16 protein-coding genes are annotated in these 26,059 nt (G+C 39.1%); 9 read left to right on the top strand and 7 right to left on the bottom strand.

Going from position 1 to position 26,059, the window contains the following annotated elements; genetic code table 11:
• Window positions 1-495 precede the first annotated feature (495 nt).
• The 4 genes from QZZ43_RS15990 to QZZ43_RS15975 all read left to right on the top strand — a co-directional run bounded on the left by QZZ43_RS15990 (window position 496) and on the right by QZZ43_RS15975 (window position 4,787).
• Window positions 496-789 carry a hypothetical protein gene (locus QZZ43_RS15990; RefSeq protein WP_291861471.1) on the top strand — a complete coding sequence of 98 codons (294 nt, stop codon included), beginning with the start codon at window positions 496-498 and terminating at the stop codon, window positions 787-789.
• 121 nt (window positions 790-910) lie between these two features.
• A complete protein-coding gene (locus tag QZZ43_RS15985; RefSeq protein WP_291861470.1) occupies window positions 911-2,845 on the top strand; it encodes an LTA synthase family protein in 1,935 nt (644 codons plus the stop codon).
• 456 nt (window positions 2,846-3,301) lie between these two features.
• Window positions 3,302-3,574, top strand: a complete 273-nt coding sequence (locus QZZ43_RS15980) for an HU family DNA-binding protein (RefSeq protein WP_010662861.1) — start codon at window positions 3,302-3,304, stop codon at window positions 3,572-3,574.
• A gap of 499 nt (window positions 3,575-4,073) precedes the next feature.
• Window positions 4,074-4,787: a LytTR family DNA-binding domain-containing protein gene (locus QZZ43_RS15975; RefSeq protein ID WP_291861467.1), complete on the top strand. Its 714-nt coding sequence runs from the start codon at window positions 4,074-4,076 to the stop codon at window positions 4,785-4,787.
• Window positions 4,788-4,867: 80 nt separating this feature from the next.
• Here QZZ43_RS15975 and QZZ43_RS15970 read toward each other — a convergent pair whose 3' ends face one another.
• From QZZ43_RS15970 to QZZ43_RS15960, 3 genes are all read right to left on the bottom strand, one after another.
• A complete protein-coding gene (locus QZZ43_RS15970; RefSeq protein WP_291861465.1) occupies window positions 4,868-6,220 on the bottom strand; it encodes a hypothetical protein in 1,353 nt (450 codons plus the stop codon).
• Window positions 6,221-6,232: 12 nt separating this feature from the next.
• On the bottom strand, window positions 6,233-7,243 hold the full coding sequence (locus QZZ43_RS15965; protein ID WP_291861463.1) for a porin: 1,011 nt from the start codon (window positions 7,241-7,243) through the stop codon (window positions 6,233-6,235).
• A gap of 70 nt (window positions 7,244-7,313) precedes the next feature.
• Complete coding sequence (locus tag QZZ43_RS15960) at window positions 7,314-9,572, bottom strand: inorganic phosphate transporter (protein WP_291861461.1); 2,259 nt, start codon at window positions 9,570-9,572, stop codon at window positions 7,314-7,316.
• Between the two features lie 254 nt (window positions 9,573-9,826).
• Between QZZ43_RS15960 and QZZ43_RS15955 the strand changes: the two genes are divergently transcribed.
• Window positions 9,827-10,462, top strand: coding sequence for a LysE family transporter (locus QZZ43_RS15955; protein WP_291861459.1), 636 nt, complete (start codon window positions 9,827-9,829; stop codon window positions 10,460-10,462).
• Window positions 10,463-10,489: 27 nt separating this feature from the next.
• Here QZZ43_RS15955 and thiL read toward each other — a convergent pair whose 3' ends face one another.
• The 4 genes from thiL to QZZ43_RS15935 form a co-directional block, all read right to left on the bottom strand.
• The gene (gene thiL, locus QZZ43_RS15950) at window positions 10,490-11,497 is read right to left on the bottom strand and encodes a thiamine-phosphate kinase (protein WP_291861457.1); all 1,008 of its coding nucleotides are present in this window, start codon (window positions 11,495-11,497) and stop codon (window positions 10,490-10,492) included.
• Window positions 11,498-11,604: 107 nt separating this feature from the next.
• Window positions 11,605-13,275 carry a C69 family dipeptidase gene (locus QZZ43_RS15945; RefSeq protein ID WP_291861455.1) on the bottom strand — a complete coding sequence of 557 codons (1,671 nt, stop codon included), beginning with the start codon at window positions 13,273-13,275 and terminating at the stop codon, window positions 11,605-11,607.
• Between the two features lie 268 nt (window positions 13,276-13,543).
• Complete coding sequence (locus tag QZZ43_RS15940; RefSeq protein ID WP_291861454.1) at window positions 13,544-14,260, bottom strand: sulfite exporter TauE/SafE family protein; 717 nt, start codon at window positions 14,258-14,260, stop codon at window positions 13,544-13,546.
• Between the two features lie 347 nt (window positions 14,261-14,607).
• Window positions 14,608-15,189 carry an outer membrane beta-barrel protein gene (locus tag QZZ43_RS15935; RefSeq protein WP_291861452.1) on the bottom strand — a complete coding sequence of 194 codons (582 nt, stop codon included), beginning with the start codon at window positions 15,187-15,189 and terminating at the stop codon, window positions 14,608-14,610.
• 1,204 nt (window positions 15,190-16,393) lie between these two features.
• Here QZZ43_RS15935 and QZZ43_RS15930 point away from each other — a divergent pair.
• The 4 genes from QZZ43_RS15930 to QZZ43_RS15915 form a co-directional block, all read left to right on the top strand.
• Window positions 16,394-20,431, top strand: a complete 4,038-nt coding sequence (locus QZZ43_RS15930) for a hybrid sensor histidine kinase/response regulator transcription factor (RefSeq protein WP_291861450.1) — start codon at window positions 16,394-16,396, stop codon at window positions 20,429-20,431.
• Window positions 20,432-20,971: 540 nt separating this feature from the next.
• Window positions 20,972-24,046, top strand: coding sequence for a TonB-dependent receptor (locus tag QZZ43_RS15925; protein ID WP_291861448.1), 3,075 nt, complete (start codon window positions 20,972-20,974; stop codon window positions 24,044-24,046).
• Window positions 24,047-24,061: 15 nt separating this feature from the next.
• Entirely contained in the window at window positions 24,062-25,735 is a 1,674-nt protein-coding gene (locus QZZ43_RS15920; RefSeq protein WP_291861447.1) for a RagB/SusD family nutrient uptake outer membrane protein, read from the top strand.
• Between the two features lie 38 nt (window positions 25,736-25,773).
• The coding region (locus tag QZZ43_RS15915) for a hypothetical protein (protein ID WP_291861445.1) at window positions 25,774-26,059 on the top strand (286 nt) is incomplete at its 3' end.

The raw sequence follows: 26,059 nt of genomic DNA, 5'->3' as shown, positions 1-26,059 counted from the left end.
TCCCTCGAAATCGTCCCAACTCATCTCACTTGCTGTGCGCGTGAGATTCAACCACAGACGATTTTTCGATGAAACAATATTGTTTTTAGGCTTACCTGCCAAGGTCGGCCCCAACAAGCCCGACAGTTCTTTTAAAATATTTATTTAGCGCAGGGTTGATTTTAAACAAAAAAACACTGGTACCCGGCAAACAAAAGAGATTGCTTTGCTTCGACCACAATGGCAGGGCCTTTAAATGGTATTCATTTTTTCTTTTCAATTCCCCCCGGACAATAATGGAAAAAAATAATTATGATAGGTCTTGATGTTGCTGCTTTTTTGTCATAAATTTACTATAGGAGAGTTTTTGAATCATGGCATTTTCTGTTGAATGGGTTGAATGATAAGTATCTGGAAAAGCCGTATCAGAATTTGTATGTACATTGTTGTTCAGATTATTGTATGAAATATAATTATTTTTCTGCCACGTAAAATCAGAAAAAAACAGGAGTTAATATGAAACACTATCGAATAAAAGTCAGAGACGATAAAGCTGTTTTTTTTGAGGAATTATTAAGATATCTTGATTTTCTTGATTATGAACAGGTAGAGAGCTTTTCAGAGCCCCGGATTTATACCAACTTTGAGCTGAGGTCACAAAAAGAAAAGGAAAAAAAACCAATCATGTCCAAAGAAAAAGGGCGGTATGCCGGTAAGAAGGCCGAAGGTCAGAGTTCATCAGCCGAGAGTCTGCGTGAAGTATTGGCACGGATTGACCAAATTAGAGACCAGGCCAGAAAGAGCAAATAAAACAGTGAGAGAAAATTTTTTCTAACCTCTGCGGGGCATTTGATGACATCCGGAGAGGTTTTTCTTTAAAGGGCAGTTTTTTCTTGTAAATTTGCATCCTGAATTTAATAAACAGGAATAAATGAATAAGAGCTGGTCCCTTCATGAATTTGGTGTGTTAATCGTGCGTTTTGTGCTGATAATGGTGTTGTTTACTGTCAGCAGGTTAACTTTTTTTTGGTTCAATGCCGATTTGTTTAGAGAGATCTCCTTAGGAACCTTTCTAAATTTGCTGGTTGGTGGCCTTCGGTTTGACTTAAGTGCGCTGTTATATGTAAATTCGCTTTTTCTGGCTTTCTCTTTGCTTCCCTTGAAGGCAAAATTTACAGGTTGGTATCAGAAAAGCCTGAAGTGGCTGTTTTTAATAACCAATGGCATCGCCCTGGCGTTAAATGTTGCAGATACCATTTATTTCCGTTTCACTTTAAAACGGACTACAGCAGGCGTTTTTAAGCAGTTTTCCAATGAAGAGAACATGGGAGCCTTGTGGGCACGGTTTATTGTAGATTATTGGTATGCCACCTTGTTGTGGATTGCCTTTATGTTTTTGCTTGGATTTTTATACAATCGTTTTAAACCCAAACCTGCTTTAAAAACATTTGGCTGGAAGTATCTGGTGTTGTCAACTGTTGTATTGGCACTTGCCGGTGGTTTGGCCATTGGGGGAATGAGAGGCGGATTTCGACATAGCACACGCCCTATAAACATCAGCAACGCCGCAAGGCATGTAGAGCGACCGGAGCAGGTCGCGATTGTGCTGAACACTCCCTTTTCAATTCTTAGGACTTTTGGCAAGTCTGTTTTTCAGCCTGTTCATTATTTTGAAGAAGATGAATTGGCGAAAATCTATTCTCCCGTTAATCAGCCGGAAAAGTCAGCTTCAAGAGGAAATGTGGAACAAACAAGACCTAACGTGGTATTGTTTATTCTGGAAAGTTTTGGTCGCGAGCACATAGGAGCATTGAATAAAAATCTGGAAAAGGGAACTTATGAAGGCTTTACACCATTTCTGGACAGTCTTATTTCCAAATCATGGGCTTTTGACCGGGCGTATGCCAATGGGCGGAAATCTATCGATGCATTGCCTTCCATTATTGCATCGGTGCCTTCTTTGGTTCAGCCATATATTGTATCAGAGTATGCAAATAATGAAATAAACGGCCTGGCAGGTCTTTTATCCCAAATAGGTTATGAATCGGCTTTCTATCACGGGGCACCAAATGGTTCAATGGGCTTCATGGCATTTACAAAAATGGCCGGATATGACCAGTACCTCGGTAAAACGGAATACAACAATGATGAAGACTTTGACGGCATGTGGGGCATCTGGGATGAACCATTTTTTCAGTTTTTTGCCAGAGACATGAGCCGGTTGAAAGAACCATTTTTTACAACACTGTTTTCAGTGTCGTCTCATCATCCCTTTGCAGTTCCTCAGCAATATGTAGATTCTTTTCCGGAAGGACCTCTCCCTTTGCATGAGGTTATGGGATATTCTGACATGGCTCTTCGCAAATTTTTTGAAAGTGCATCGAAAACCACCTGGTTCAAAAATACCTTGTTCATTATAACCGCTGATCATTGTACCATTCCATTCCACGAAGAATACAAAACACCGGTGGAGGGTTTTGCAGTTCCGTTGATTTTCTTTAAACCCGGAGATATTCCTCAGAAACTGGATGCAGGGCTTGCCCAACAAACCGATATTATGCCAACCGTACTGTCATTTCTCGATTATCCATATCCTTATGTGGCATTTGGAAACGATCTGTTTTCTAAAGGAAAAGAAGAACGATTTGTGGTCAACTACACCAATGAATCGTATCAATTTCTTTTCAAAAACTATGTTATCTATTTTGATGGTGAGTCTGTTACAGGGGTTTATGACTTAAAGTCCGATCCTTTGCAGGAAGAGAACCTAAATGGGCAGGTGGATTTGGAAGAAGCAGAAAATCTTCTAAAAGCTTATCTTCAACAATATATATCAAGAATGATAAATGATGAACTTACGCTGTAATGGTTGGATCCATTATAGGTCTTCAGAAGTGGGAGAGGTGCTTATCCCTCTGGTAAACCGGATAATGAATCTGATTTAATTTCAAAATGTAGTAACAGTGGTTTAATATTTTGCTGAAAAACAGGCAATTCAGCTGTAATGTATTTGTTTTAATTCACTGCTGGGGATGATTGTTTTGTGGAAAACAGAATTACCCATAAACAATTATTAACTATTTTGTTTATCATAAAACAATTATTATTAAAGGAAATAATTGTCAAAATATCGTTCATCATGCACCCCCGTTGATTTGTAAAAAACATACCATTCAAATACGAAATTTTAACTTTGTTCAAAAAAAAACGCAATTTGATGCATTTTTTAGGCGCTGGAATTTGGTAAACACCAAAAACCGTCTATATTTGTGGATAGAAGAATGGGAAACTTAGTTTTTAACCCTAAAAATTAAATTTTATTATGAACAAAGCTCAATTAATTGAAGCAATCGCTGGTGAATCAGGATTGACTAAAGCAGATGCTAAAAAAGCACTCGATGGTTTTATTAAAGTAACCGGTGATGCGTTGAAAAAAGGTGACCGGATTGCACTTGTAGGATTTGGCTCTTTCTCTATATCAGAAAGAAGTGCTCGTACAGGACGTAATCCTCAAACCGGTAAGGAAATCCAAATTCCTGCCAAGAAAGTTGTTAAGTTTAAAGCTGGAAGTGAATTGACTGATGCTGTAAACTAATTCTTTTTTGGTCAAACAAATAAGAAGGGGGTGTTTCATGCATTGAGATGCCCTCTTTTTTAGTGCCTTAAAAATACCTGGAAAGTCAATTAATTTGTTGCAATGAAAGAAGTTGATTTAACTCTTTCCGGGAAGAGCTAAACCAGAAAATAGCCCGGAATATTTAAGATAAAGCCCGCAAATATGCAATGGTTTTTATTGTCGGGGAGAAATAGTTTGAATAATCTTATTGTTACTGCATTACTTTTGCAACCATTTGCCTGAAAGATCCGTAATAATAAAAATAAATTTCCACGAAATAAAAGTAAACTACAAAACACTGTTTTGAATGTATCAGGAAGTCAATCAGGTGAGTAGAAAACATTGAATCGGATTTTTTGACGAAAACCCTGAAAAATATAGATTAAGTAATCTTTTTTAGGGAGCAAGTCAATAAATTGCTTAATTTACAGTGGGATTATTTGAAGATATTTTGTATTTTTGACCAAAATGAATATCTATGAATTGTATCATTATTGATGACGACAAGCTGTCAATAAAAATAATTGAAGAATTTGTTGACCGCACCGAAGGCTTACATTTGGCAGGCTCTTATTCTAGTGCGGTTGAGGCAATCAATTCGCTGAACCAACCTGATGCGGAAAAAGTTGATTTGATATTTTTGGACATTGAAATGCCCGAGATGTCAGGTATTGAGTTTTTGGAATCATTGGATATAATTCCTCAGGTTATTATTTATTCCTCTCAGGAGAAATATGCTTTGGAGTCTTATGAATACGATGTAACAGATTATCTCCTGAAGCCTGTTCAGTTTGGTCGTTTTATCAAAGCGGTAAACAGAGCCAGAGAAAGATTTGATAAAAAAGAAAGCCCTGTAAAAGAAAGTACAGAGATATTTATCAAGAATAATGGCTCTTTAGTTCGTATTAAATACGACGATATTTTGTGGATTGAAGCTCTGGAAAATTATGTAGTGCTCAATACTTTTAATGAGAAGTATACGATTCACTTTACCATGAAATCTATAGCCGATAAGATGCCGGCTGACAGATTTATGCGAATTCACCGCTCTTTTATTGTGAATTTCAGTAAAATAAAGGTGATTGAGGATAATTCAGTGGTTATTAAGACAGATAGTGGTACCAAAGTGATTCCAATTGGTAAATCTTACCGCGACAAATTGATGAATGATATTAATCTGATATCAAAATAAAATTTATCAGATAGAAACACACAAAAAAAGCATTGAAAGAGAAATTTTTCAATGCTTTTTTTGTGCGTAAAAATTTTGAGTTATTCACTCAAAAGACCTTCCTGGTCAAGTAAGCTCCATTTGTTGAGCCAGTTGATGGGTCCAAATGCCCCTTTAAAATCAACCTGTTCAAACCAGGAATCGGAGGGAATAAAGAATTCACCAACCATATTGTTTTTTGGAAGCAAATTCATTTCGCCTATTTCCTGTGGATTGTATTCTATTTGTGGATTCTCCAGTATGTTGTTGCCGGTAGCAAAATATTGTGAGACCCTTTCATCCTGTTCGGTTACGTCGTCAACATCATAAGAATAAACTCCAAGAATGTGCAGGGCTGAATTATTTCCTGTCATGTAGAAAATATTGTTTAGAACCTGAATATAACCGTCGATAAATTGTTGGTAGCTATCCAGCTGATTCCCTGAATATTCAATAAGTATTCCCTGTTTCTGATGCAGGAATAGAGAGTTGGAGATGATGCCGGCAGAACTGTTGTCGAAGCGTGCGGCCTGTCCGTTTTCATCCATGCCACGCCCTATAAATGTGCCATTGGTAATATGAGGGCGCGTGGACGGAAAACCTTCGTTATCACTTAACTCTACCAGCAAATCACCTGTGGATCCAGCCTGAAGTCCGACGATAAATTGGCAATTGCCCTTATACCCCAAATCGAAGTCGAAAGCATCATCACCACAAAATGCAGATAAGAGATATCGTCCGTTTACTGTGCCACCAAAGAATTCAAAACCGTCATCTCTGTTAGAAATTGCTTCAACATATTCGAGGGTGGTTTGACTCCCGACACCTCCAAGCGTCAGAGCATTGATTTCGTTATCTTTGCTGAGCTCAGTGCCTCCATGACGAATAGAGACATATTTAAGAATTCCTGAATTGTCGTTTTCATTGTTGCCACCATACATTCCGCGGGGATCTTCAAAGGGAATACCTTCCATCATTTGTTCTCCGGAAATGGTGTTAACCGGTGCATCACCCAAAACAATAACTCCACCCCAAAGTCCATTCGCTTCCAGAGGAACAGACCCTCGAAGGTCATCACCTTCAACGGTAAAAACAATGGGCGTATCAGGAGTTCCTTCGGCCATTATTTTTCCTCCGCGGGCAACCACCAATGCGCTGGCTTCCGCACCCTGACCGGTACTTGCCCTGATGACAGTACCCGGTTCGATGGTTAATGTTTGGCCGTCGTTTACAAAAACAATCCCATCCAACAGGTATTTGTTGTCTGAAGTCCAGGTCGTTGTTCCAGTGCCTCCGCCATTGTCAGTGACAACAACAAATTCATCAGGCAGTGTGTATTCCGAATCCCGGCAACCGGCTTCTCCTGCCAAAAGGATGAACCCGATGAATATTGATAGAATATTAATATGCTTCATACTCTTTTGCTTTTAAAAGGATGCTTCGAGATTGAGAAAAAAGGCTGATACTGCTTCCGTATTTTTTGCGGTAGGATAGTGGTCCTGATAATTGGCAGCGATTTTTATGGCCTTTATTGGAATGAATTCAATACCCGCAGTTATGGCGGTTTCGTCTTTAGCCAGATTCCACGGCACACTATCACCATCCAGAATGTTGGATTCAATTTTATCGAACCGACCAAAAATCCAAATCTTTGGTAATACTTTTACATCGCCAAGTATTGAGAAACCCTCGATGTTGTGGTCTTTCTGAAAATTGCGGTTAAAATGCACTGCATATTCACCACCTAACGAAAATAAACTATGACGATACCCGGCAAACAATGAGGTAGTTCCCTGATTCACCGTTTTGCTGGATAAATCTCCATATATACGGGTGATTAGTCCATCAACAGGACGGAAAGTTGCTCCAAGTGCTGCTTTAAAGGTATTATCATTTTGCAGACTGGAATATCCTTCTCCATTAAACAGTGCGATGTCGATATCGAACAGGTCGGTCAGGAAGGCAACTTTAGCACCGATATCAGCGCTGGAGCCGTATTTGTAAGCCCCCATTAATGATTCATTAATATAACGTCGTTTCCAGAAACTGTCCTGGAGTTTGTATTGGGTCGCATCCTGTAATCCAAAAGTTAATTCCAGAAAATCGTAAGGGTTGTATTGAATTTTTGCAGTTTTGAAATATCCGAATCGGCGTAATAAAGAGTACTGAGAAGCGTCATTTGGTGAGCCAATATCGATTTTTACTTCGGCGGAGAATTCTTTCGAGATTTGATATTCGTATCCAAGATAAGCCCGTCGTACCTCAAAGGCGGTCTGTTGATCGGGTCCTGACAGAGAGGTATTGAAATTAGTGAATATCTTTCCAAAGACTTCTCCGGAAGGTATGAATTCTGTGTCATCAGACTCCTGAGCAAGTAACGGAAATGTAGTTGTCAAACCCACAAAAGTGAGTAATACAATTTGTTTAACTGAAAACATTTTCCCAACAATTAAAAAGTAAAAAAGGAGCATATCCTGTGTAAATATGCTCCTTCCTGAATAGAATAAATTATTTTTTGTGAGCTGCTACAAAGTCCCTCTGTGCTTTCAGCAAATTAATCAGGTGAAGTAGCATATTTTGCGTCTCATGTAAAACCGAGAGATACAGCATACTGATTTTTGTTCCTGCTTTCTCTTTTTTGATGCGCTTTAGCTGCTTTTTTCTGAGTCCTTTAATCAGGTCAATTAACTTACCTTGTTCATCAACCAAATCCTGAAGATTGCCGAATTCTGATTGGTCGATCATTGTGATAGATTTGGTAATCAGTGATCGAACTTTGCTTTCCAGAATGTTGATCTCCTCGAATTGATCATCAGAAAATACTTTGTGATTGTTGTCAAGGTGTTCAAAACATGGAGTGGTGATAAATGTCAGTGAATGAGTTGTTTCCCTGAGATAGTCGATTACCTGAACATAGTAAAGACCCGAATCAATAGATTCTTCTTGTAATTTTTTTACCGTATTATAGATGTTTGATTTAAGCTTTTTAATTTTCTTATTGAGCGAAGAAATCTCTTTGGTGGTTTCTTTGAGGTGCTTACGATCTTCAGCTTCAAAATAATTCAGAGTATTGCCATAATTTTTGGAGACTTCTTTAAGGACTTTAGAGACGCTGGTGCGACATTTTTCCAATACCTTTTCTGAAAGAATTTCTCCGTCAATTTCTTCGATTTCAAGGTCCCCAAAGGTTTTGGATTCAGATTCCTGCCTTTTGGATATGCCATGTGTCCGGTAAACCATGTAGGCTGCAAGGACTACCAGAGCAAAAATGGCATAGGCACCACCAAACATCATAAGATTGGCGAAAATAAATGCAACGGTGGCTGCTGAAAAAGCAGTAAAAAACCATCCCCCAATGACCGAGACTACACCGGTAATACGGTAAACAGCACTTTCACGTCCCCAGGCCCGGTCGGATAAGGAAGTACCCATGGCCACCATGAAAGTTACATAGGTAGTGGACAGCGGTAATTTCATTGAAGTTGCAAATGCAATAAGAATACTTGCTACCACCAGATTGACAGAGGCCCTAATCATGTCGAAGGAAGCTGCTTCTTCTTTGGTCGACTTTTGCCGTTCTTCTTCGTAGAATGAGCTGTCAAACTGCCTGTCCAAAAATTTTGTCACCCTGGCAGGGATAATTTTGTTAACGGAAGTGGAAACAGCAATGCTTCCCCGAACGATGGAACGAGCAAAGAAAGATGAACCAAATCGTTCCTCTCCCTCTGATTGACGTCCAAGGTCAAGTGATGTCTTTACAACTTTCCGGGCTTTTTTAGACGTCCAAAGCGTAACAACCATAACTAACCCGGCGATGACTAAAAGGTAGGTGTCGGTTTTAACTTTTCCCGCAAGAGATGTCATCAGCATATCCTGGTTGGTTCCGCCATCAGCCATGAAGTTTTTAAAAGCCTCAAAACCAGCCAGCGGTACACCGATAAAGTTAACCAAATCGTTTCCGGCAAAAGCCATTGCAAGCGCGAAGGTTCCAGCTAAAACAGTGAATTTTAGTATGTTTACTTTGAAAAACCAATAAAAAACCTGCAGAACAGCTGTCCAGAAAATTAAACTGTAGATGATAATTAAATTTCCGTTCGCTGTAATCCACGTCTGGACGTTTTCCGACATAAAAGCGGCTCCTTTAGCCCCTTTAATAATCAAAAAGTAGGTAATGGCTGTGATGGCAACACCACCCCATAATCCACCAAAATATTTAATTCGTCTTTGAAAATTGAACGAAAACAGAACCCTGGCAATGTACTGAACAATCATACCCACAGTAAAAGATACCACTACAGAAAGTAGTATTCCTGAGATAATGGCCAGTGCCTTGGCTGAGTTGATGTATTCGCTTAGCCCCATTTCCGGATTGTTCATTGACTTGATGAGTGCAACGCCTATGGCAGCCCCCAGCAATTCAAATACAATAGAAACCGTGGTGGAGGTGGGCAGACCGAACGTATTGAACAAATCCAGCAGAATAACATCGGTAATCATGACCGCCATAAATATGATCATGATGTTTTCGAATGTAAAGTACTGCGGATTAAAAATCCCTTTACGTGCAACTTCCATCATTCCACCTGAAAAACTGGCACCAATAAAAACGCCAAGTGCAGCGATTATCATTATCGTTCTGAATGATGCTACCTTGGCGCCAATGGCCGAATTTAGAAAATTTACTGCGTCATTACTGACACCAACCACAAGATCGGATATGGCCAGCAAAAATAAAACGCCAACGAGTACTAAATAAATTGTTTCCATTTGTTGAAGAATAGTTTATTTTTTCCGGGTGCAAACATACTTGCTATAAACTTTCATGATGTTTTGCCCTTGTTAAGTCTATGTTAATTTTGTGTTAATAAAAATATCCAAAATATTATCAAACAGTGATTTGATGTTTTGTCTCTCTTGTTACCTTGATTCAAAGTTAAGCAATTGATCACAAAAACATGATGAAAGATGCCGGTTGTTTAGCAGTATTTTTCAATCTTTGTAGCCAATAAAAATACTGATTAATGTATTGGAGCACACTTTTGGACGGAATGCTGGTTGGTTTTTCTGCTTCTCTACCCCTGGGGCCGATAGGAGTTTTAATTATACAACGAACCTTACAAAATGGAAGAACCTCGGGCCTCTTATCAGGTTTTGGGGCAGCTCTTTCGGATACAATATATGCTATAATTGCCGGATTTAGTTTGTCTTATATTGTTACTTTTATCGAAGCACAGATATTGTGGATTCAATTGGGAGGAGTGATTATATTAACCGGCCTAGGAGTGAAAATATTTCGTACCAATCCAGCCACTCAACTGAGAAAACAAAAAGCCGGGAAGCACAATCTGGTGAGTGATGTTGTCTCCACATTTCTTTTGACTTTAAGCAATCCGTTGGCAATTTTTCTTTTTATTGCTTTTTTTGCCGGCTTCAGAGTTCTTAAGACAGATTACGGACTGACTGGCCACCTGATTATTATTTCCGGTGTTTTTGTGGGTGCTGCTGTTTGGTGGACCATTCTTACTTCTGTGGTGGGGCTCTTCCGAAGCAAAATTAATCTTCGTCGGCTCTTCTGGATTAACAAGATTGCCGGTTTAACCATCATTGTCCTGGTTTTGGCTGCTTTTTTAATCTGGACTATTCGGGAATATTTATAGAAAATCCCCAAATAACCTGTTGTTTTGTTATTCCCGGAAATGATTAAACCCACCTCTGTCGAGCGAATAGGGCTGATTCTCTTTCATCCATATTATTTGACCGGGGTTCTTTTCTGTAATTCTACCCACACAAGAAATCGGAATCTGAAATTCTTTGTTGTATTCCTTTTCTAACTTTTTGAAGGATCGGCTGCTTATTGTTAAAAGCAATCTGTAATCTTCGCCTCCTGTAAGAGCCAGTTCTAAAGCATTCCATCCGTTATGGTCTGCCGTTTCTTTAAGGGCTGTAGAAAGTGGAATTGATTCAACATAAACTGTGGCACCCTTACCTGACTTGGAAAGAATGTGCAAAAGGTCGGAGGCAATTCCATCCGAAATATCCATCATAGCATTTACTCCGGTTTTGTTGCCCAGCCAAAGCCCTTCGTTAATTGCCGGTTCCGGACGGTTGTGCCAGGAAATAAGTTTCCGGGAAGATGAATCAGGGTTGATTTTTTCTAATAATATTTTTAACCCTGCTCCGGAATCTCCCAAAGGGCCTGTTACGCAAATAAAATCATCATTGGTGGCTGCCGACCTAAGTTTGGCTGTTCCTTTTTTTACCCGGCCTGTTACACAAACATTGATTACAATCTTATCGGGCGATTTGGTGGTATCTCCCCCCAACAGCGGAACCTGGTATTTCTCACTCAGGTTATGATAGCCCTCCATTACCTGATCCATATACTCAACATCGGTATCCCCAGGTAGTGCAATAGAAAGAAAGGAGGCTGTGGGTTTTCCACCCATTGCAGCAATATCACTCAGGTTAACTGCCAATGCTTTATAGCCAAGGTCGAAAGGTGTGATTTCAGATCGCAGAAAATGGATGTCTTCAATGAGCAAATCGGTGGTAACTATTTGGTCGTGTTGATCATCAAGGGGCATGATTGCACAGTCGTCACCAATACCACATTCCTCATTTCTATTGAGGGACGAAAATTTTTCTGAAAACCGGTTGATAAAGCCGAATTCGCCTATTTCTGATAACTTCATAATTCGCTTGTTTCTATATCTGACTGTGAATATAGTTTTTTTGTTAAAAAAAGAGGCAATGTTTTTTCAACACTGCCTCCCTGCTAAATAAATGAACAGGCTTAAATTTAATTGTTTTTTGGAACCTCTTTCATTTTAAGTTTTTCTCCGGCATCTTTAACCACATTTCGGTAATACCCGTCGTCATATCCCGGATATTCCGGTGAATGCGGGTTACCGTATTCATTTTTCAGAAACTTTCCGTCTTTTTCCGGATGAATATTACCATCAAGATATTTTACCATCAAAAACTGTCCAAGTTCTTGCCATTTTTTAACCGTAATCCTGGCCTGATTATGACTGTATTCAGTCAGAAATTGTTCTGCCATTTCCGGATCTTGCTCATATAAAGCACTGGCAGTATTGTCAATGGCTGGTCGCATCTGCTCAAACTTATCTTCCAGTTCTTTTTGAACTTTTCTGATATCTTCTATCATGTAGCTGTACCGACTGTATGACATATTTGATACCCAATTGAACACCCAAAATGCTGCATCCCAGGAAAATTCAAGCATGTTTCCGTTTCCTTCAGCAAATTCATGCGGAGCACTTTGTATGCCTGCATACATGGGGACATAAACCGATGCATCGGCATCATCTACGCCAAACCAAAGTATTCCACCTATTGGATTGGGACGCCAGTTTCGCATCTGGGCAACAAAAGAGAAACCTGTTTGCTGTGTAGCAATGGCCCGTTCGTTGAGATATTCCTCTCCATCGACCTCCCAGGTAAGCGGACGCCAGCGATAAGGCACATTGTAGGCACCTGCACCTGCATCTTTGGTCATGTCCAGGGGGGTTTCCTCAAAATGGTCGCGCATGATGTTCATTACATCACGGGCGGTAACTTTTTTTTCCGGTTTAAAGAACAGGGGCATCCGTTCTTCTGATTCGCCCATGATAAAGTCTTCATATTTGTCGGCTTCCTTTTCATTGACTTGCCGAAAGGCACTCCAAACACGCGCTTCACAAAACCGAATAGCACTATAATCCAACGGAGCATAAATATCGGCAAAACTGAAATTTTTGTTTTTGTCATCGAAATATCCTTCTTCACGAGCAAAAGATATTACATCCTTTGAATAGAGGCAATTCTCTTCATCTTTGAGTGGAAAAGTGGTGATGCGGGCTTGGTTGGCATGAGCGGAAATATATCCGTCAGGCACTTTCCTGGCTACCCAAACAGCTCCTTTGTTGTTTGGACCTTTACTAATCATTTCCATAATCCAGACTTCGTTTGGATCCGCAATAGAAAAACTTTCACCCGAACTGTAGTATCCATATTCTTCAACCAGAGAGGTCATGATGTTTATGGCATCGCGTGCGGTTTTAGCTCTTTGAAGCGCAACATATATCAAGCTTCCGTAGTCCATTATGCCGGTTGTGTCGCGCAACTCTTTGCGACCCCCAAATGTAGTTTCGGCAATTGATACCTGGTTTTCATTCATGTTCCCGACCACACGGTAGGTATGAGAGATCTGTTTGATTTGTCCCAGATATTTTCCGGTGTCCCACTCGTAGATATCCAGCATCGCATCATCAGGATAATCCTGCGCCGGCCAGTAGTATAGCTCTCCGAATAAAACGTGTGAATCAGCTGCATAGGATATCATTGTAGAACCATCAGCCGATGCATTTTTTGTAACTAATACATTGGTACAGGCATTGGCTTTGCTGGAACCCAATACCAGAAGGGTCATAAGAGTAAATACTCCCATGTAATTCAGTGCTCTTCTCATATTAATATCTTTTTACGGTTTTTCAGGCAGGGACTACAAAAATAATAAAATCGGGGAGTCTGGGGTAATTGTTCTGATACTTGCTGTTAAAATATGTATCGTGCAGACAAAAATAATAATTCAACATCCATGACTGGCTATTTGGAAAAGCACAGAGCAATTTGTTAAATAGTTTTTACAGAAAATGGGCCAATACAGAAAAAATCACTGGTTCACATTTGCTTACCGGTACAAATAACCAATGATTTCTCTTTTGGTGTAAAGTGGTTTAGTGAACAATAAGTAAGATGCTTGCAATCAGCGTGAGCACAATATTTGTGCTTTGAAAACTGTTAATCGACATAATATAATTCAACCTCTTGCCAACAATGGTTCCCGCCAGAAGAATTGGGGAAAACATCAGTGAAGTTTTGAGAATTTGAGCAGTTATCATTCCGGCCTGAAAATAGCCAATTATAGCAATAACCGCCGTTACCACGCTAAAGGCAGCAAATATTTCTCTGAATTTACGGTTGCTCACTTTTGCCCGGTTAAGAAATAGCGCCAACGGAGGTCCGCTTACTGATACAGCTCCCGTGAGAAAGCCAATCAGTGCACCTGCGGTAAAATAATTGTGGGAGGGAAGTTCATTGTTTTTATTTCTTGTCCTTATTGAATAGAACGTGAGCCCGATGAAAAATACACCTGAAAGTTTTACCAGCATTTCGCCCGTTGTAGAACTCAAAGCTACTACACCGGCGATAGTGAAAACTCCTCCGGCACTTATCAGTAAATAGGAGTTCTTATCCAGAAGTTTATGTTCTTTGCGCTGAAGTACAATGAGGATAGATGCAATGAGATTACAAATCATTAAAACAGGGATAATCTCTTTGGGCGAATACCAGAATAACAACAACGGAAAAGAAAACAGTGCAAATCCAAATCCAGTAATCCCTTTTATAAGACTTGAAATAATAACGACCAAAAAAATCCAGATATTAGGCATCGGTTATTGCATTAAAATGATTAATGACCCAACAGCAGTCCCCCCATGTTTCTCCCGGGATGAAACTCTTTACTCCTGGATGCTTGATTTAATTGATGGTAATTCTTTGTAGTTTCATTTATAATAGTCCGTTAAACTTTTACAAAAACCTCTGAATCAGTTGTTTATTGTTAAAAATTGTTTTGTGTTAAAGTGCAGATTTTCAATGTTATGCGATTTATCTTAATTCTTATATCTAAAGATCTAACGGTCTATTGATTTAGAGCCAGGCAGGACATAACTCACCAAAAACGTGCTATGCCCTGCAATTGCTATTTCTGTTTGTTTCGTTCGGGTTTCCATTTTCCTTAAAATTTATAGACGAACCCTATGGCCGTATCAAGTAGATAGCTTTGAACGGAATAACTATCGTTTATACCAAGCTTAAAAGAAGAGGAATCATTGCTGTCACTTGTAAATGCAAAAACAGACGGCATAAGCATATTGAAACCCCAGTTGTTGTTGAAGGAATAGGAAAGACCCGGACGAACACTCAACCCAAAGGAATTAGAGTTGTCTTTGGATGTGCCATTGGAAAACTCCCCACCATAAAAGTTGAGGGGCAATTCTCCCTGACCGAAAATCTGAAAACTTCCCAGATTGCCAAAATTGTATCTGGCAAATGGAATGATTGAGGTGGTTGTGGTTTTGTTGGTTCCACCCACCTCCTCATCTTTTAAGGTGCTAAACCCCAGGCGTCCCCCAATGGCCCATTTGTTATCGAGATTATACCCAAACTCCGGCATGATGGTTGTCCTTGAGGTCGTCCTATCATTTGTTGTGTTACTGGAGATGTTAATTGTTCCCCCAATCCACTTTGTTCCTTCCTGTGCAGAAGCAGATACAATGAGTATAAAAATCAGACCCATAGATAAAAGAATCCTGTTCATAAAAAAAGTTTTTTGTTAGTAACTAATTTTTGAAGATGACTTTTTGTTTGTAAGGTTCCCGGTTTAAATTGAACCAGCACAACTTATCTTGACTGTATTATTTGTGAATTAAGCAGCCTTCAGTGGCGATTGCTTGTATTAAAAATTCCGACACACTCAATTCTATGACGGAATTTTTTGTTTGAAGTTTCAAAGATAAATTGTTAAGCTTAAAAGTAAAAATTATGTCTGTATAATAAACAATACTACGTTAAACTTTTAAAAATAGTTGATAATCAATTCATTACGAAGCCAAGAGAGCAGAGCATAACTCACTCATAATAAAAACTTTGCGTTTTTGCGTTTAAGCTATTTTTAACGGACTATTGATAAAGAAATTGTCCGTTTATTCTTTGTTAACCTATAATAAACTGACCTCTGCTTTATAACGAACAATTGTTTTGATGACTGAAATTGAAGCCGGGATGAATTTAAAGAATAAAAAGTTGACAAGAGAGGCATTAGAAATGAGTCAATGATAAAGATAAGCAGATAGTAGTACGACTTTTTAGAGTTCAAAATAGAAAGGCCCATCGGCATTCCGACAGACCTTTCAAACCTTAACCCTAACCCGAAACCAAATTAGTACAAAAGAATTTATTTGTCAATACTAAAATGCGATTTAAGTTAAATCTAATTTCCGCAAAGGTTTTCCATTTCTCTTTAAAGACCTTTGTGAAAATAGGTTAACCCCGATTTAGAAAATCACTCATTTGGGTGAAGAATGAGTCCAAATAAGATGATTTACTTAATCGAATCCGCAAGGAATACCGCGTTTTTAATTATTCCTTGCGGATTTTGGGTTACAAGTGTTGTCGAATATGGATTATTCTCCAATAATATTTTTGCAGGTTTAGCCTACCATTCGAATTCTGTCTCTAAGCCAATGCTAAATTAATTTTGCATGTTTACAGGCAAAAGCCAAGAAAAAATTTGAATCAGACAACTTTAAAAAGTGCTAAAAAACATCAAAGGTTAATTATATTTGTGGAGATATTGATGTGAGAGGAAAATGATTTTACAAAAGCATTTTAATAATTATTACAGAAGATATGGCATCGGTTTATTTGAGTGCTGGATACTCTAGTACAAAAAAATGTTGTGTTTTTTTTGTTCTTGCCTTTAGATAAAGGGTGAATATTGCTTTTTGTAAAAGAAGATGGATATGTACCGATTGATTTGGATTTTAACTTTTTGTTTTCTTTCGACATTTGTAAAGTCAGAAATTAAATCTCCTGAATTTGTTCATTACACCAATGAAGATGGATTACCATCATCGTATGTGAAAAGTATAAAACAGGATGCAGATGGTTTTATGTGGTTTGCTACACGCGCTACTGTAACGCGATTTGATGGCCAGGCCTTTAAGGAGTTTCCTGCCTATAATACTTCAGGCGGCAAAATCAAAATTTTTGGAGATAAACTATACCTGGCTTTTGATTCCCTTTTAATTACTCGTACAATAAATCAAAAATACTACTATTTCGATAGTTATGGAGAGTGTTTTCGTCCCTATAATTTGTTGAATCAAGTAGGTTCAGCGTTATCGGTAGTTCCTACAGACGATGGTTTTTGGATTTGCAAAGCAGACAGGATTACATTTTTGGATGCATCAACGGGGGTGGAGGAACCGTTTGATGCAAAATATCCTTTTGTGTCATTTGCTTTCGACATGGGGTTTAACAATCTTATTGAAACCCCTGAAGTAATCGTAATACTTACCAATGGTAGGCAAATGTTGGTTGTTGATAAAAACCGACAAAGAGTAAAATATTTTGATGTCCCGGATGAATTGGGAACGCAACCAGCTACACTGTTTTTTGTTGATTCAGGAGAGAATGTCTGGTTGGGGATGTACGAATATGGCCTTGTCCGTTTTCGGCTTTCTGACGGAAATTACCAAATGTATTCCAAAAAAGAGGAAAGCCCCTATTATTTGCCACATAACCTAGTGCATTGTGTTACAGAAGATGAACAAGGTCGTATCTGGATAGGAAGTGAGGACGGATTGGCCATTTATGATTTGGAAACGGGCAACTTGACTTTACATAGTTTTGACTTGCATAATCCTACAGGTTTGAATAGCAACCCAATCTATGATGCATTTTGTGATGCAGAGGGAAATATTTGGTTGGGAACTTATTTTGGAGGTATTAATTTTTGGAGTAATAAGAAGAACTTTTTTCGAACATGGAGTCCCGGATTGGGAAATGGAGAGTTGAGGGGAAATGTTGTTAGTTGCCTGACTGAGGATGGTGAAGGGGATTTGTGGATTGGGCTTGAAGATAACGGACTCAATAAATTTGATAGAGAATCGGGAGAAATTATACATTATGCCGAGAACAAAGGTCCGGCACACTTATCATACAATAATCTTCACGATCTCCTATTTGTATCAGAACATGAATTATGGATAGCCACCTACACCGGAGGAATAAATATATTAAATACAAAAACCAATGAAATCAAACATTTGAACCCGGATAATACAAAAGGATTGCTTGCCGATGCCATCTATTCGTTTTTGGAAGCCGGAGACTCCATATACATTTCTACTTCCCAGGGCATTATTGTACATAATAAGGTCACTGGAACTTTCTCTCCATTGAAGCCGGACCAATTAGGTGGATTTCAGTTTGAGAGTATAGCAGGTTCAACAGAAAAATTATGGTTTACTTCTTTTGCCGGCGTCTATGGGTATATTCCTGCTACAGATTCACTTTTTACTTTTGACCGAATACCGGAGATGAAGAATATCAATTTTGTGAAGACTGATTCAAGGGGAAATGTCTGGTTTGGAGATTGTTACAAAGGGTTGTGCAGATATAATGAAGAACGTGGTGACTTAAAATTTTTTAATAATGAAACCGGCTTTCCCGTGTCCTGGGTTTTCAGCCTTGAAGAAGGTGATTATGGCTGGTTCTGGGCCAGTAGTGATAAAGGGTTGGTGAGGTTTTCTCCTGATGAGGATATCTATATCCTTTATGACAGTAATTCAGGTATTCCCTTTAACCAATTTAACTACCGGGCGTCTTATATAGACAGTGGAAACAATATTTACTTTGGAGGGAATAATGGGATGATTTCGTTCAATGAAGAGCGCCCATGGCAGGAATCTGACGCATTGGAGGTGAAGTTTACGGGGATGAAACTATTTAATGAGGAGGTCCTTCCCGGAGAATACAAACGATTGGAGCAATCTTTGAATAAATCAGAGAAAATTGTTTTGGATTATGATCAGAATGTTCTCACAATAGAGTATGCAGCACTTGCGTATTCTTCAATTGGAAGTTGTCAGTATGCGTATTATCTTGAAGGTTTTGAGGATGAATGGAACTTTGTGGGAACGCGGAATTTTGCTACTTATACTAACCTAAGTCCCGGAAAATACACTTTCCATGTAAAAGCTTCGCTGGGCGATATTAGAAATTCAGAGGAAGGAAGAATTCTTGAGGTTGTGGTTCAACCTCCGTGGTGGTTGACCAAAGTGGCATTTGTAAGTTATCTTCTGTTCGTATTGTTTTTTCTGGCACTGGTATTAAAAGTGGGGAAAAACATTGAAAAATCAAGAGCCTTGTTAATGCTGGAACGTCGGGAACGGGAACATGAAGATGAAATTCACCGTGTTAAACTGGATTTCTTTACGAACATTTCGCACGAACTTAAAACTCCTTTAACACTAATTATCGGACCGCTTAGCCGGTTAATGGTGGAGGAAAAGATGAATCCTGCTCTGAAAAAAGGACTCACTGGAATAGAACGGAATGCAAACCGTCTGTTTCATCTGATACACCAGCTTCTGGAATTTAGAAAGATTGAAACAGGTAAGGATCAGTTGAAAGTATCTCAACTTAATATTGTTGGTTATACAAATGATATAGCTGAATCATTCACAGAATTGGCTGATTCCCGGGATATTGAATTTGTTGTAAACACCCCGGATCATCCAACGGAAATCTGGTTTGATGGAAGTAAGGTTGACAAGATCATGCTTAACCTTTTATCCAATGCTTTCAAGTTTACCGATGGAGGTGGCAGAATAGAGTTATACGTAAATGCCATCTGCAGGGGAAAAAAGTCAGAAAACAATAATTACGATCTTGTAATACGCGTATCAGATACCGGAAAGGGAATTGCTCCGGAACTGATAGATAAGGTTTTTGACCGCTTTTTTCAGGTAGATGATGAACACTCACAATCGGTTAATTCCGGAATTGGGTTAGCTTATGTCAAAAGTTTGGTCATGTTTCATCGGGGCAGAATAGAGGTAAAGAGTAAATTGGGTACCGGTTCTGTTTTTACTGTTACGCTACCTGTTTCCAAATCCGATTTTTCAGAAGAAGAGATATTAATAGAAAAAGAACAAGTTTTTGAACGAAGAGAAGATCCCGAAATAATAATATCAAAAGCTGCATTGGGGAAAGTAATCGTCCCAACTGGCACTTCACTAGGAAAGCCTAAAATACTCCTGGTCGAAGATAATATTGAATTGGTCAGATTTCTGGTTGAAATACTGGAGGATAATTATAATGTGGAATATGTTTATAATGGGCGGGAAGCGCTTGAGAAGTTACATGAATTTACTCCGAATTTGATTATCAGTGATATTATGATGCCCGAAATGGACGGCATTACATTTACCAAAACAATTAAAACAGACCTAAAGACTTCTCACATCCCTGTTGTTTTACTTACTTCTAAAACGGGAGTTAAGAATGAATTGGAGGGGTTAATGACCGGTGCAGATTATTTCATTGGAAAACCATTCTTCCCGGAAATGCTTACTCAGGTCATTGATAATATATTGAAAACCCAACAACGGATTATTGAACGTTTTCGCGAAGACTCTACTTTCACTACCAGGGAGTTAGGTTGCTCCGAATCGGATAAAAACTTTATCGAGAAGCTAACGAATCTCGTAAAAAAACATCTTAATAGTGAACAACTTGATGTTACATTTTTAATCAATGAAATAAGTGTGAGTCGTTCCTTGCTTCACAAAAAATTAAAAGGAATTGTCGGATGTTCAGCCACAGAATTTATCCGTATCATTAGATTAAAAGAGGCCGAGAAACTCATAAGCTCAGGGAAATGTAATATTACCGAGGCTTCGTATGAGACGGGATTCTCCAGTCCTGCTTATTTCACACGCTGTTTTAAAGAATTTTATGGGCAGTCACCAAGAGATTATTTCAAGATTTAACACTCTGTTTCCTGCCTAATACCCATCTGAAAAAGGATGCACTCTCTTTGGCAGCACTATTACTTGTCTAAATTTCCGGTTAATAATAGTTCACTTCCCTTTTGTGAATGTATCAATATTTGACTGGTGCTGCCCGGGTATTATGACTTTAACTTTCTCAATTCCTTTCTATCCTTTTGTTTTAATTGTGTTTGCACAGTTGTGCAAGTTTTTTACACATTAGTTATGGTTTTCGTGTGATTTTTAATCCACTCTCAATAAAAATTCTCTTGCAGCCTTGTGACACTCGCATCAGAAGATTTCTTCATTTTGATAATAATTAACCAGAGTTTCAGAAAATATTTTTGTTTGAATATGTTAAAATAGCTGAAAGACAACCTTTTGTGAAAAAGTGTTAATGAATTTACACATTTGTGAAAGTTTTATGCACGCCTTTGATTGCCAACTTATTTAAAAAGAAGAAACTTTGAATGACAGATTGAGGAGGCCCTTTAGTCGACCATTAAGCTTTTGTTTAATTAAATAAAATTTGAGTTGTCTATGAAAAAAAAATGCAAATGTGCAGGAGGATTATCCTGTACTGTTAATCGAACTCTAAGAATTGTGAAAGTTTCCCTGCTATTAATTATGGTAGGATCTGTTCACATGTTAGCCGACAATCATCTAAAAGAGATTTATTCGGATGACCAGTTAAGGAGAAGTAGTTTCTTTCTACAGCAAGACGAACGAACCATTATCGGAACAGTCACCGACGATATTGGAGAACCTATTCCGGGTGTTACCATTCAGGTAAAAGGAACACCAAAGGGAACCATTACTGATATGAATGGTAACTACTCAATTTCTGTTTCTTCAGAGGCTGACGTTTTGGTATTTTCATTTATAGGTATGAAAAATCAGGAACTAATAGTTGGTGACCAAACGCAGTTAAACGTTTCGATGGAGCCTGAAGTACTGGGTCTTGACGAAGTGGTCGTAATTGGATACGGTACGCAGCGGAAAGGAGATGTAACCAGTGCAGTTTCAAGTGTTAAATCGGAAGATTTTATTCAGGGAAAAGTGCAGGATGCTGCGGAACTGATCAAAGGAAAAGTCGCCGGATTGACCATCTCAAAAGGAACCGGAGATCCGAATGCGGAATCTACCATTCGGTTGCGTGGTGTAATATCTTTGGAAGGAAGTTCTACTCCACTGGTGTTAATTGATGGTGTGGAAGGAGGCCTTGGAACTGTAGCGCCCGAAAATATCGAGTCAATAGATGTATTGAAGGATGCCTCGGCTGCTGCAATTTATGGTACTCGTGGCGCAAATGGGGTAATTCTTATTACCACCAAATCCGGAAAGCGAGGAACAGACACTCGTGCAGGATATTCCGGATATATGTCTTTATCTGAATTTGGAAAGACCCTCGATTTTATGGGTGCTGATGAAATCCGGGAAGGGTTGACTGATTTTACCGATAAAGGTTATGATACTGATTGGTTGGATGCTATATCCAGAAAAGCTTTTACACACAACCATGATTTCTTTATCTCAGGAGGAACAGACAAAACTACTTATTCCGGTAATGTTAATTATCGTAAGGAAGAAGGGGTAATAATTGATACCTATAATGAAGAAATGCGCATGAGCTTTGATGTATCGCATTGGATGCTGAATGATATGTTGAAAGTTAACCTGAATATGGTAAAAGGTCTTCATGAAAACAGTGCAACCAATGCCAACGATAATGGAGCTTCCAATATTTACCGACAAGCAATCGTTCGGAACCCGACCGAACCAATCTGGAATGAAGACGGGACATTCCGTGAAGACTTCCAGGTGAACTACTATTACAATCCTGTTGGGATGATCAAAGAACGAAAAGGTAGCTACGAATCTGAGTGGACCCGTATTACAGGTAATATTACTTTAGAACCTGTCGAAGACTGGGAAACAAATTTGATGTTAGCTACTCGCCGTTCAAACTCCCATGATAAGGGATATTACACTTCTGAATATTTCAGCCAAAAAATGGATAACCACACCGGTTATGCTTATCACTCGCAGGGCGACAGCAAAACGGATAATCTTGAAATAACTTCCAAATACAACAAAAACTTCCAGAATCATCGTCTGAATGTGTTGGCCGGATATAGTTATCAGTACAATATGAATCAGGGTTTTAATGCCAATAACTATGATTATCAGACCGACTTCTTTGAATACAATAATTTGAATGTAGGTGCCGCATTGAAAGAAGGAAAAGCGGGAATGGGCAGCTACAAAAACGACAACAAGCTTATCGGAGTTTTTGGCCGGGTTAGCTATGGTTATGCCAATAAATACAATGCATTGTTGAGTATTCGTCGGGAAGGTTCCTCCAAGTTTGGAGAAAACAATGAATGGGGGAATTTTCCTTCTGCTTCACTGGGGTGGACCATCAGCAATGAAGGTTTTATGAGTAATGTAAATTGGTTGGAGACCCTGAAGTTGCGTGCAGGATATGGTGAAACAGGTGTAATTCCCAATTCATCTTATCTATCACTGACACGTTATAACCTTGGTAATTCTTATTATTATGAAAACGGAGAATGGAAGCCGGGATTAGAAGTGGCATCAAACCCTAATCCCGATTTAAAGTGGGAAACCTCAACCGAGGTTAACATTGGATTGGATTTTAGTGTGCTGAACGACCGTTTGGGAGGTTCTATTGATGTCTACAATAAGGAAACTTCCGATATGTTGTGGTGGTTCAAAGTACCAACTCCTCCCAATTTGTATTCTGAAACGTTGGCCAATGTGGGAGAAATGCGCAACCGTGGTATTGAGGTTGCAATTAATGCTACTCCTGTAAAAGATGGACGTTTCGAATGGAATACCACCATTACTGCGTCGCACAACCAGAACAAACTTCTAAGTCTTTCCAACGACATGTATGAAACCGAAAATGAGCAGGATGATGCATGGTTAGGTGAACCGATTACAATCCCTACTCAGCGTCTTGAGGTTGGCGAGTCATTAGGAAACTTTTTTGGTCTTAATTCAGTGGGTGTTTCAGAAAATGGTTTGTGGTTGATAGAAAATCCTGAAACCGGAGAAGCTGAAGAATTTACTGATAACATGTTGAACAATGATAAATATCGTCAATATCTGGGTAATGGTTTGCCGGATGTTTATTTGGGATGGAGCAATAGTTTCCGTTACGGAGATTTCGATTTGAGTTTCCAGATGACCAGCCAGTTGGGGTTCCAGATATTAAATGAGCCCAGGGCCTTTTATGAGAACAACTCCATCGCCTATAACCGATTGCGTTCTGTTCAGGAGGCACCTTATGGTGGAGAACATACCCTGTCCTCAGCTCAGAAACAAACAATCGTTAGTTACTACCTGGAGGATGGCGACTTTCTGAAGTTGACCAATTTAACAGTTGGTTATACAATTCCTCTTGGACATAACAGTTATGTGGAAAAAATCCGTGCTTATGTGTCTGGAGATAATCTTTTCTGTATTACCGGATATGACGGACTTGATCCGGAACTTTCAAATGGAAATGTAAGGGCTTTAGGCATCGACTGGAGAGATAAATATCCGGTGATCCGTTCATTTACCTTTGGTGTAAACGTAACATTCTAAAAAATGATGATAGATATGAAGATGAAAATATATAAATCCATAAAGGTGGCAGTAATTGGTGTGCTGGCACTTTCATTCAGTAGTTGCACTGATTTGGATGAGACAATTTACGACACCATTGCTGCCGAGGAGTATGAGTTTTCCGAAAAAGATGCGGCCAGTATGTTTTCTCCTGTTTACAGTAGTTTGCGCAGTGTTTACTGGGGGTGGAATGGCTACAGTGATATTCAGAGTGAATCTTCCGACTTGTGGTGTACCCCTTATCGGATAGGAATTGGCTGGGGTGACCTTTATGTATCTATGCACAAACATGAGTTTCATTCCCAAATTGGGCATTTCTGGACGGAATGGAACGGAGCCTATTCGGGAATTAACGCCTGTAATAAGTTGTTGGCTGATGAAGCTGTTCAGAACTCCGAAGCAGCTGTTGCTCAGCTAAGAGGCTATCGGGCACTTTATTATTATATCTTGTTCGATTTATTCCGGAATATTCCGTTGGACACCACTTACAATCATCCTGAAGGCTGGTTGCCTGAACAGGCAGATCCGCAGCAAACATGGGACTACATCATAAGTGAATTAAATGATATTAAAGGCAAGTGTGGAGAAGATAATGGGATGGGACAAATTAATGACTATACCGTTAATATGCTTCTTGCCAAGATGTATTTGAATCACAATGCCTGGTTTAATAATCATTCAGACAATACTTACTATGGAAAGGCTATCGATGAAGTTAATGAGGTAATTAACAGCGGAAGATTTTCTTTGGCCAACAACTATTCCGATAACTTTAAAGAGGACATTTCAGGATCTCCTGAAATTATCTTCGGAATACCGTATGAAGAAAAATATGCCGGAGGGAACTATTATGCAAACAAGTGGATTCATACAGCAGGAAGAGCTGTTTGGGACTTTAATGGTTGGGCAACCGGTGGAAGTGCTGCATTACCTCAATTTATTGACACTTATGATGAGGATGACAGCCGTTTTGAGGATACCTGGACAATTGGGCAACAGTACAACCAGAGTGGAAACCCAATATACGTTGACGGTGAACCACTGGCCTATACTAAAGAACTTCATAGTATTGACAATCCTGGTTGCTATCCTTTCGAAGGTGCAAGGTTAATCAAATACCAGATTCTTCCTGGTGATTTCGGAACCAGTTATGATGATGTTCCTTTCTTCCGTTTGGCTGATGCTTACATGATAAAAGCAGAATGCTTATTGCGCCTGGGAAGCCATAAAGGAGAAACAGAGGCAGATGCCGCTGCACTGGTTACTCAGGTTCGTCAGCGGGCCTTTAAGGATGATCCTGCGAAAGCTGTGCGTACTGTTCAGGATTTGAAGGGCGGAAGTGTTTATGAATACGGGTATCGTGAAAATCAGGGAAAAATGGGTGAAGAAGATATCTGGGTAACAACTTTTGAAGGAGGAGAAAATATAGAATTGGGTGGTTTACTGGATGATTTGGCCTGGGAGTTTGTTGCTGAACATCATCGCCGTCAGGATTTGATTCGCTTTAGAATCAGCGGTTCAAACCAAAATGTCTATAACGGAAAATCATGGTTCTGTAAAGAGGCAAAAACTAATCCAACAGAGAATTATACCAACATTTTCCCGATTCCGAAAGATTTTATGGATGGAAACCCCAATCTCATACAAAATCCGGGGTACGGAAATTAATCTAATATTAAATGTATTCCTGAATAAAAGATATTAATATGAAAAGAAATATAATATATGCACTGGTGAGTTGCCTGGTCTTTATGGTTGCTTCCTGTGAGGACAGCATTGAAGATGCAACAAGTAAACATGTGTATGGGGAGGATGAAAATCCTTATTTGAAATCAGATATAGAGGCAATTGTCGGTCAGGATATTGAATTTGAGGTTGGCAGGTTTGAGCCTCAGGTTGTGAATCTGGAAGATTATTCAGATGTATTTCAGGCTGAAATGGGCATGACCGTGGATGAGGTTATCAATGGTTTGAAGAATGGAAGTGTGGTGT

The sequence above is a fragment of the Marinilabilia sp. genome, assembly GCF_016278715.1.
GTDB lineage: Bacteria > Bacteroidota > Bacteroidia > Bacteroidales > Marinilabiliaceae > Marinilabilia.
The sequence above is the reverse complement of the archived record's forward strand: the minus strand, read 5'-3'. Positions and strand labels throughout refer to the sequence as shown.

Bases quoted from the DNA above. Each gene is read 5' to 3' on its own strand.
- QZZ43_RS15945 (WP_291861455.1), bottom strand. From the start codon at position 13,275: ATGAGAAGAGCACTGAATTACATGGGAGTATTTACTCTTATGACCCTT.
- QZZ43_RS15925 (WP_291861448.1), top strand. From the start codon at position 20,972: ATGAAAAAAAAATGCAAATGTGCAGGAGGATTATCCTGTACTGTTAAT.
- QZZ43_RS15960 (WP_291861461.1), bottom strand. From the start codon at position 9,572: ATGGAAACAATTTATTTAGTACTCGTTGGCGTTTTATTTTTGCTGGCC.
- QZZ43_RS15970 (WP_291861465.1), bottom strand. From the start codon at position 6,220: ATGAAGCATATTAATATTCTATCAATATTCATCGGGTTCATCCTTTTG.
- thiL (WP_291861457.1), bottom strand. From the start codon at position 11,497: ATGAAGTTATCAGAAATAGGCGAATTCGGCTTTATCAACCGGTTTTCA.
- QZZ43_RS15920 (WP_291861447.1), top strand. From the start codon at position 24,062: ATGAAGATGAAAATATATAAATCCATAAAGGTGGCAGTAATTGGTGTG.
- QZZ43_RS15965 (WP_291861463.1), bottom strand. From the start codon at position 7,243: ATGTTTTCAGTTAAACAAATTGTATTACTCACTTTTGTGGGTTTGACA.
- QZZ43_RS15940 (WP_291861454.1), bottom strand. From the start codon at position 14,260: ATGCCTAATATCTGGATTTTTTTGGTCGTTATTATTTCAAGTCTTATA.
- QZZ43_RS15990 (WP_291861471.1), top strand. From the start codon at position 496: ATGAAACACTATCGAATAAAAGTCAGAGACGATAAAGCTGTTTTTTTT.
- QZZ43_RS15975 (WP_291861467.1), top strand. From the start codon at position 4,074: ATGAATTGTATCATTATTGATGACGACAAGCTGTCAATAAAAATAATT.
- QZZ43_RS15955 (WP_291861459.1), top strand. From the start codon at position 9,827: ATGTATTGGAGCACACTTTTGGACGGAATGCTGGTTGGTTTTTCTGCT.
- QZZ43_RS15930 (WP_291861450.1), top strand. From the start codon at position 16,394: ATGTACCGATTGATTTGGATTTTAACTTTTTGTTTTCTTTCGACATTT.
- QZZ43_RS15980 (WP_010662861.1), top strand. From the start codon at position 3,302: ATGAACAAAGCTCAATTAATTGAAGCAATCGCTGGTGAATCAGGATTG.
- QZZ43_RS15935 (WP_291861452.1), bottom strand. From the start codon at position 15,189: ATGAACAGGATTCTTTTATCTATGGGTCTGATTTTTATACTCATTGTA.
- QZZ43_RS15985 (WP_291861470.1), top strand. From the start codon at position 911: ATGAATAAGAGCTGGTCCCTTCATGAATTTGGTGTGTTAATCGTGCGT.